Raw genomic sequence first — 6017 nt, 5'->3', positions numbered from 1 at the left:
GATTCCGCTAACGAGTAGCGGAATGACGAATTTGTTGTTTTTCAAATTGTAGGTAAACCTAAGCCACTTTAGCTATACTTGTAGAGAAAAAAGAATAGATGATGATCCTAAATATTTAATAAATTTGACTACTGAGGAATTTCAAAAATCTCAATTTTTTATTAATTGTGATATGGTACATTCTATCTTCATATAGCTTTCCTCTTCATACCTCAACTAATGAAATCAGAAGCATCAACTCCCTTTTGCAAGCAAGCAGCAATAACAGTGTTCATCATTAGAAATGCAATGGTCATTGGGCCAACGCCCCCGGGTACTGGGGTCATAGCTTTGGCTTTCCCTTTTATTCCCTCAAAGTCAACATCACCTACAAGCTTTCCTACGTTAACGCTATTTATGCCAACATCGATCACTATTGCACCTTTCTTTATCCAGTCTGCTTGAACAAAATTTGGCTTTCCGACTGCTGCAACTACTATATCCGCTTTAGAGCAATATTCAGCTAAATCCTTGCTTTGTGAATGCAAGATGGTGACAGTGCAGTTTTCTTGCAATAGCAGGTAAAACATTGGCTTGCCCACGATATTTGACCTACCAATTACCACTGCGTTTTTACCGGAAAGGTTCTCTTCAATTGACTTAATTAAATGCAAAGAACCTTTAGGAGTGCAAGGTATAAGGCAGTTTTTTTCACCTTTAACTAATTTGCCAACGTTTTCATCATGAAAGCCATCTACATCTTTTTCAACACTTACTGTGTTAATTACTCTGCTTGCACTAATATGATTTGGTAAAGGCAATTGCACTAAAATGCCATGCACAGATGGATCTTCATTTAATTCATTGATTTTTTCAATTAATTCATCTTCTGAAATATTATCAGGCAAAACAATGGTCTCAGAACTTATGCCTATTGATTCTGCTTTTTTCTGTTTGTTGCGAACATAAACCTGACTTGCTGGATTGCTGCCCACGAGAATTACTTTCAGGCAAGGAAAAATGTTATACTCTCTCTTTAAAATATCAATTTTTTGTGATAGCCTCTCACATAGGTCGTTTGCTATTTTTTTACCATCAATAATAATTGTCACTTCCTTGCCACTCCTTAAAGTCGGGTAATTTGATATCAAATAAATCCAATACTTTGCCAACAGAATGATTAATAATATCATCCAACGATTTCGGTTTAATATAAAAAGCAGGCACTGGTGGAGCAATAATTGCTCCCATCTCCGTTAATTTTAACATATTTTGTAAATGCCCAAGATGCAGTGGTGACTCTCGCACCATAAGAACTAACTTTCTTCTTTCTTTTAGCGTTACATCTGCAGTCCTTGTCAATAGATTGGAAGTAACACCTGATGCGATTTCAGACATTGTCTTCATAGAGCATGGTGCTACAATCATCCCTGAGGTTTTAAATGAGCCGCTTGCTATTTTTTCTCCAATCTTTTCTTCAGAATAGTAAAAATCTGCAAGCGATGTAATATCTTCAAGTTTTTCTTTAATCTCGTGAGCTAAAGTTATTTTCCCAGCACGACTTATCACTAAATGAGTTTCATAATCGACGTCTTTCAACGCTTCTAAAATACGCACACCGTAAATAGAACCAGATGCTCCACTTATTCCAATTACAATTCTGCTATTCACTTAACTCTTCTTCGTAGCTCATTCCCAATGCACGTTTATAGGTATCAAGCAATATTTCTTGTTCCTCTCTGTCATCATCATCCATCTTCCTCAGCCTAATAATTTGTTTCATCACTTTTATATCCCAACCTTCATCTGCGGCTTTTGCATATACATCACGAATGTGATCTTGCACATCCCTCTTTTCTTGTTCAAGTTTTTCGATTCTCTCTATGTAACCCTTCAACTCTTCAGCCGTTATTTTTACTGTATCTTCCATGAAACTCCACTAATTAATTGCTGCCACTAATATTACCAGTTTTTACTTGCACTTCAACAACAGTAATAATATTTTTATCTTTTTTTAAAATCTTAAAGCGAAAACCATACATGGAAAACTCCTCGCCTTCGTCAGGAATGCGCTCTATTTCATTCACAATCATACCTGCTAGAGTTGTAGCTTCTTCATCAGGGAGATTCCAGTATAACTGCCTGTTAATGTCCCTAATAGTAGATTTTCCTTCTATGTGATACATATTATCAGATATTTTCTTTATAAAATTCTCCGTAATCAAATCATGTTCATCCGAAATTTCTCCAACTATTTCTTCCAGTATATCCTCAAGAGTTACAATTCCCTGCAGTGCTCCATACTCATCAATAACAAATGCAAGGTGTTTCCTGTTCTTACGGAAGTTGTGAAGTTGCACGCTGAGCGGTGTACTTTCTGGTATGAACCAAGGCCTTGACATAACTTGGGTAATGTCAACTTCTTCCGCTTTATTATTCTTTTCACGCAAAGCATTTATTAGAGCTTTCACGTGAATTACACCTACAATGTTATCTGGTTCCTTCTGCCATAAAGGTACTCTACTGTGACTGCTGGTTAAAATCTCTCTTATTAACTCTTCTTTATTCCGATCTATATCAAGAGAAAATAGGTTTCTTCTATGGGTCATAATTTGTGATATCTCTGTCTCAGCCAAATCAAGTATGCTGCTTAGCATATCTAAATCCTGTTGCAACATAGTTCCTTCACTGCGGTGAAGAGTAATCATATTACGCATTGCATCCGCTGCAGATATCACTTCCTTATCTTTATGCAGCCCACATAATTTTAGGATGAGGTTAACAATAAATTGAATACCTAGTGTCAATGGAGAAAAAATCTTTACAAAAAACAATACAAAATAAGCAGAAAATGATGCAAATTTTTCAGGATTTTGAATAGCATAAGTTTTTGGTAGAACTTCGCAGAACAATAAAATACAAAATGTCATTATAATTGTTGATAGGAGAATGCCCTCATTTCCAAAAAGATTGATAAATATTGCTGTAAATAAAGCAGAGCAAGTAATATTAATAATTGTATTGCCGAGCAATACCGTTCCTATTGTCAATTCTTTCCTATTTAATAAGCGATCTATTACCCTGGCTTTTTTGTTACCGTCTAGCTTTAGCTTATTAACTCGAGAACGGCTAATTGAGGTTAAGCCTATTTCTGCTCCTGAGAACAAAAACGATAAAACTAACAAAACAAAAATTGCTGATGATACTAAGACCAATAACCAATCCATTAAAGTACGATGTTATTGTGATAAAAAATAAAATTAATTTTACATGTTATGAGAGGCATTTGCAAGCCTGAATTTATATTGCCGAATTTTATATACCTTTAATCTTAAAAAACAAATCATAAAGCATATTACACGCTGCGTTCACATGCTCATCCTCAATGATAAGTGGTGGGGTTACCCTTACTACTTTGTTGTTTAAAACCCTAGTTATTATTAAACCTTTATCAAGAGATCGACTAATAATTTTATCAGCTACAAGAGTTGCTAGTTCTATTCCCATTAGTAACCCTTCTCCACGAACTTCTAAAATCATCTCAGGAAATTCTTTAGCTAAAAGCAACAGCTTTTCTTTTAAATATTTACTAATTCTTTTAACATGATCAAAAAAGTCTTCTTTTAGCATTATATCGAGCACTGCATTACCAACAGTCATGGCAAGTGGATTGCCACCATAGGTTGATCCATGAGTTCCTGGAGTAATTGCTTCTGCTATATAATCTTTCACTAAACATGCAGCTACAGGAAAACCGTTACCCATAGCCTTCGCACAGGTTAGCATATCAGGTTCAATGCCGACATTTTGATAATGAAATAAAGAACCGATGCGTCCATATCCGCACTGCACTTCATCAAAGCACAAAATTATTCCTTGAGCTTTTGTTATTTCCCTTACTTTTTGAAGATATTCTACGTCTAGTGGATATACTCCACCTTCGCTTTGTATGGGCTCTAAAAATACAGCAGCTATTTCATTGTTGATTTTTTCTTCTAATGCTTTAATGTCATTTCTTGGCACTTTATCAAAACCAGAAAGGAGCGGAGCAAAACCTTCGCGTGATTTTTCATTGCCTCCAGCAGAAATTGCACCAATACTGCGGCCATGAAAGCCTCCTTCAATTGTAATAATACGATTACGTTTTGCTTGCCCTTTTGAATAAAAGTAACGACGAATAAACTTAATTGCAGCTTCTGTTGCTTCAAGCCCACTTGAGCAGAAAAAAACTTTATCTGCAAAAGTCAGGGTTGTTAAACGCTCGGCAAGCCTTTCTTGCTCGGGAATAGTGAAAATGTTAGAGCAGTGCCATAATGAGCTCGATTGCTCTTTCAGCTTATCTGTAATGTATGGATGACAATGCCCTAAAGAAGTTGTAGAAATACCTGCAGCAAAATCTAAATATTTTTTACCATCTTTATCAAAAAGATATGCCCCTTCTCCCCTGACTATAGGAGTGTCAAGTCTATTATACGCATTAACAACATGATCCATTTTATAAGTATTGTGGTATTATCTATACTATACCTGAAATGAATCCATTAACACAAAGCTTTTCCTTTAACCTCTTATGCTACTTCAACTAAAAATTTGGCTAATGCAAACCTTTTTTGTCATTCTATAGCTAAAGTGACTTGGTTTTACCAACACTTATTAGCCATTGTAAAAGTTTTTGTTTCTATTGAATGATAGTTGTAGCCTATGCAAGAAGTTTATTGACTTTGAGCGCACTTTAGCCTATACAATTTTAATATCTTAAACTACTGGACATGCCCGATCTAAAGACAATGATGTTAAATTTTGGACCTCAGCACCCAGCTGCACATGGAGTGTTGCGTCTTGTTTTAGAGATGGATGGTGAAGTGATCGAGAGGGCAGATCCCCATATTGGGCTTTTGCACCGCGGTACTGAAAAATTAATAGAACATAAAACGTATCTTCAAGCTTTGCCTTATTTTGATCGCCTTGATTACGTATCACCAATGTCACAAGAGCATGCATATTCACTTTGTGTGGAGAAATTGTTGCAATGTGAAGTGCCAATTAGGGCAAAGTATTTACGTGTCTTGTTTTGTGAACTGACGAGAATACTAAATCATTTACTGAACGTTTCTTCTCAAGCACTTGATGTTGGAGCAATGACCCCTCTTTTATGGCTCTTTGAAGAAAGAGAAAAAATACTGGAATTTTACGAAAGAGCTTCAGGTGCAAGGTTTCACGCAGCTTACATCAGGCCAGGTGGAATTGCAGCAGATGTTCCAGAAGATTTGATTGAGGATATTGCAAAGTTTATAGAGCAATTTCCAAAATATATAGACGATGTTGATGAACTTTTAACAGAAAATAGGATATGGAAGCAACGCACTGTAGGAATTAGTGAAATATCAATTAAACAGGCACTTGATTGGGGCTTTAGTGGCCCAATGTTGCGCGCTGCTGGGCTTGCTTGGGATTTGCGAAAAAGCCAGCCATATGAGATATATGATCAACTAGATTTTGATATACCGATCGGCCAAAATGGCGACTGTTATGACCGTTATCTAGTTAGAATGGCAGAGATTAGGCAATCTATCAGTTTGGTGAAGCAGTGCATAGAGAAAATGCCTGAAGGGCAAATAAAAACTGAAGATAGAAAAATTTCTCCACCGTCAAGAGCAGAGATGAAAAAATCTATGGAAGCTCTGATTCACCATTTTAAGCTCTATTCAGAAGGATATCACGTACCAGAAGGTGAGGCTTACGCAGTTGTTGAGGCACCAAAAGGTGAGTTTGGAGTGTATATAGTTTCAGATGGTACCAATAGACCTTATAGGTGCCGAATAAGAGCACCTGGCTTTGCGCATTTACAAGCCTTAGACTTTATGGCAAAAGGACACATGCTTGCTGACGTTGCAGCAATTATTGGCTCACTCGATATAGTTTTTGGTGAGATTGATAGGTAATCATTGGTACCCGTTCAGGCAATGGCGTCAACTTAAGGAAAAATATCAGCGATAGTGTATAAAATTTCTCTCTAAAACTTTTACCATTAAATTATC

General features: G+C 36.4%; 6 protein-coding genes. 1 reads left to right on the top strand and 5 read right to left on the bottom strand.

Annotation, left to right across the window (positions count from 1 at the left end):
* Nucleotides 1-212: 212 nt before the first annotated feature.
* The 5 genes from folD to WOCAOBSORBRA_RS05240 all read right to left on the bottom strand — a co-directional run bounded on the left by folD (nt 213) and on the right by WOCAOBSORBRA_RS05240 (nt 4473).
* A complete protein-coding gene (gene folD / locus WOCAOBSORBRA_RS05260) occupies nt 213-1091 on the bottom strand; it encodes a bifunctional methylenetetrahydrofolate dehydrogenase/methenyltetrahydrofolate cyclohydrolase FolD (protein WP_155968464.1) in 879 nt (292 codons plus the stop codon).
* A complete protein-coding gene (locus WOCAOBSORBRA_RS05255) occupies nt 1075-1650 on the bottom strand; it encodes a UbiX family flavin prenyltransferase (RefSeq protein WP_038249916.1) in 576 nt (191 codons plus the stop codon). Before WOCAOBSORBRA_RS05255 ends, folD begins: the two co-directional genes overlap by 17 nt.
* Entirely contained in the window at nt 1643-1909 is a 267-nt protein-coding gene (locus WOCAOBSORBRA_RS05250; protein WP_010082293.1) for a DUF2312 domain-containing protein, read from the bottom strand. The genes WOCAOBSORBRA_RS05255 and WOCAOBSORBRA_RS05250 overlap by 8 nt, the downstream gene beginning before the upstream one ends.
* A gap of 13 nt (nt 1910-1922) precedes the next feature.
* Nucleotides 1923-3206, bottom strand: a complete 1284-nt coding sequence (locus WOCAOBSORBRA_RS05245) for an HlyC/CorC family transporter (protein WP_007549013.1) — start codon at nt 3204-3206, stop codon at nt 1923-1925.
* A gap of 88 nt (nt 3207-3294) precedes the next feature.
* Nucleotides 3295-4473 carry an aspartate aminotransferase family protein gene (locus WOCAOBSORBRA_RS05240; protein WP_174516075.1) on the bottom strand — a complete coding sequence of 393 codons (1179 nt, stop codon included), beginning with the start codon at nt 4471-4473 and terminating at the stop codon, nt 3295-3297.
* A gap of 275 nt (nt 4474-4748) precedes the next feature.
* On the opposite strand from WOCAOBSORBRA_RS05240, the gene WOCAOBSORBRA_RS05235 reads away from it, so the two are divergent.
* Nucleotides 4749-5921: an NADH-quinone oxidoreductase subunit D gene (locus WOCAOBSORBRA_RS05235; RefSeq protein WP_010962676.1), complete on the top strand. Its 1173-nt coding sequence runs from the start codon at nt 4749-4751 to the stop codon at nt 5919-5921.
* The last annotated feature ends 96 nt before the right edge of the window (nt 5922-6017 follow it).

The sequence above is a fragment of the Wolbachia endosymbiont of Cardiocondyla obscurior genome (genome assembly GCF_902713635.1).
Lineage (GTDB): Bacteria > Pseudomonadota > Alphaproteobacteria > Rickettsiales > Anaplasmataceae > Wolbachia > Wolbachia pipientis.
The sequence above is the reverse complement of the archived record's forward strand: the minus strand, read 5'-3'. Positions and strand labels throughout refer to the sequence as shown.

Coding starts and splice junctions, on each gene's coding strand:
- WOCAOBSORBRA_RS05250 (WP_010082293.1), bottom strand. CDS start 1,909: ATGGAAGATACAGTAAAAATAACGGCTGAAGAGTTGAAGGGTTACATA.
- WOCAOBSORBRA_RS05245 (WP_007549013.1), bottom strand. CDS start 3,206: ATGGATTGGTTATTGGTCTTAGTATCATCAGCAATTTTTGTTTTGTTA.
- WOCAOBSORBRA_RS05240 (WP_174516075.1), bottom strand. CDS start 4,473: ATGGATCATGTTGTTAATGCGTATAATAGACTTGACACTCCTATAGTC.
- WOCAOBSORBRA_RS05235 (WP_010962676.1), top strand. CDS start 4,749: ATGCCCGATCTAAAGACAATGATGTTAAATTTTGGACCTCAGCACCCA.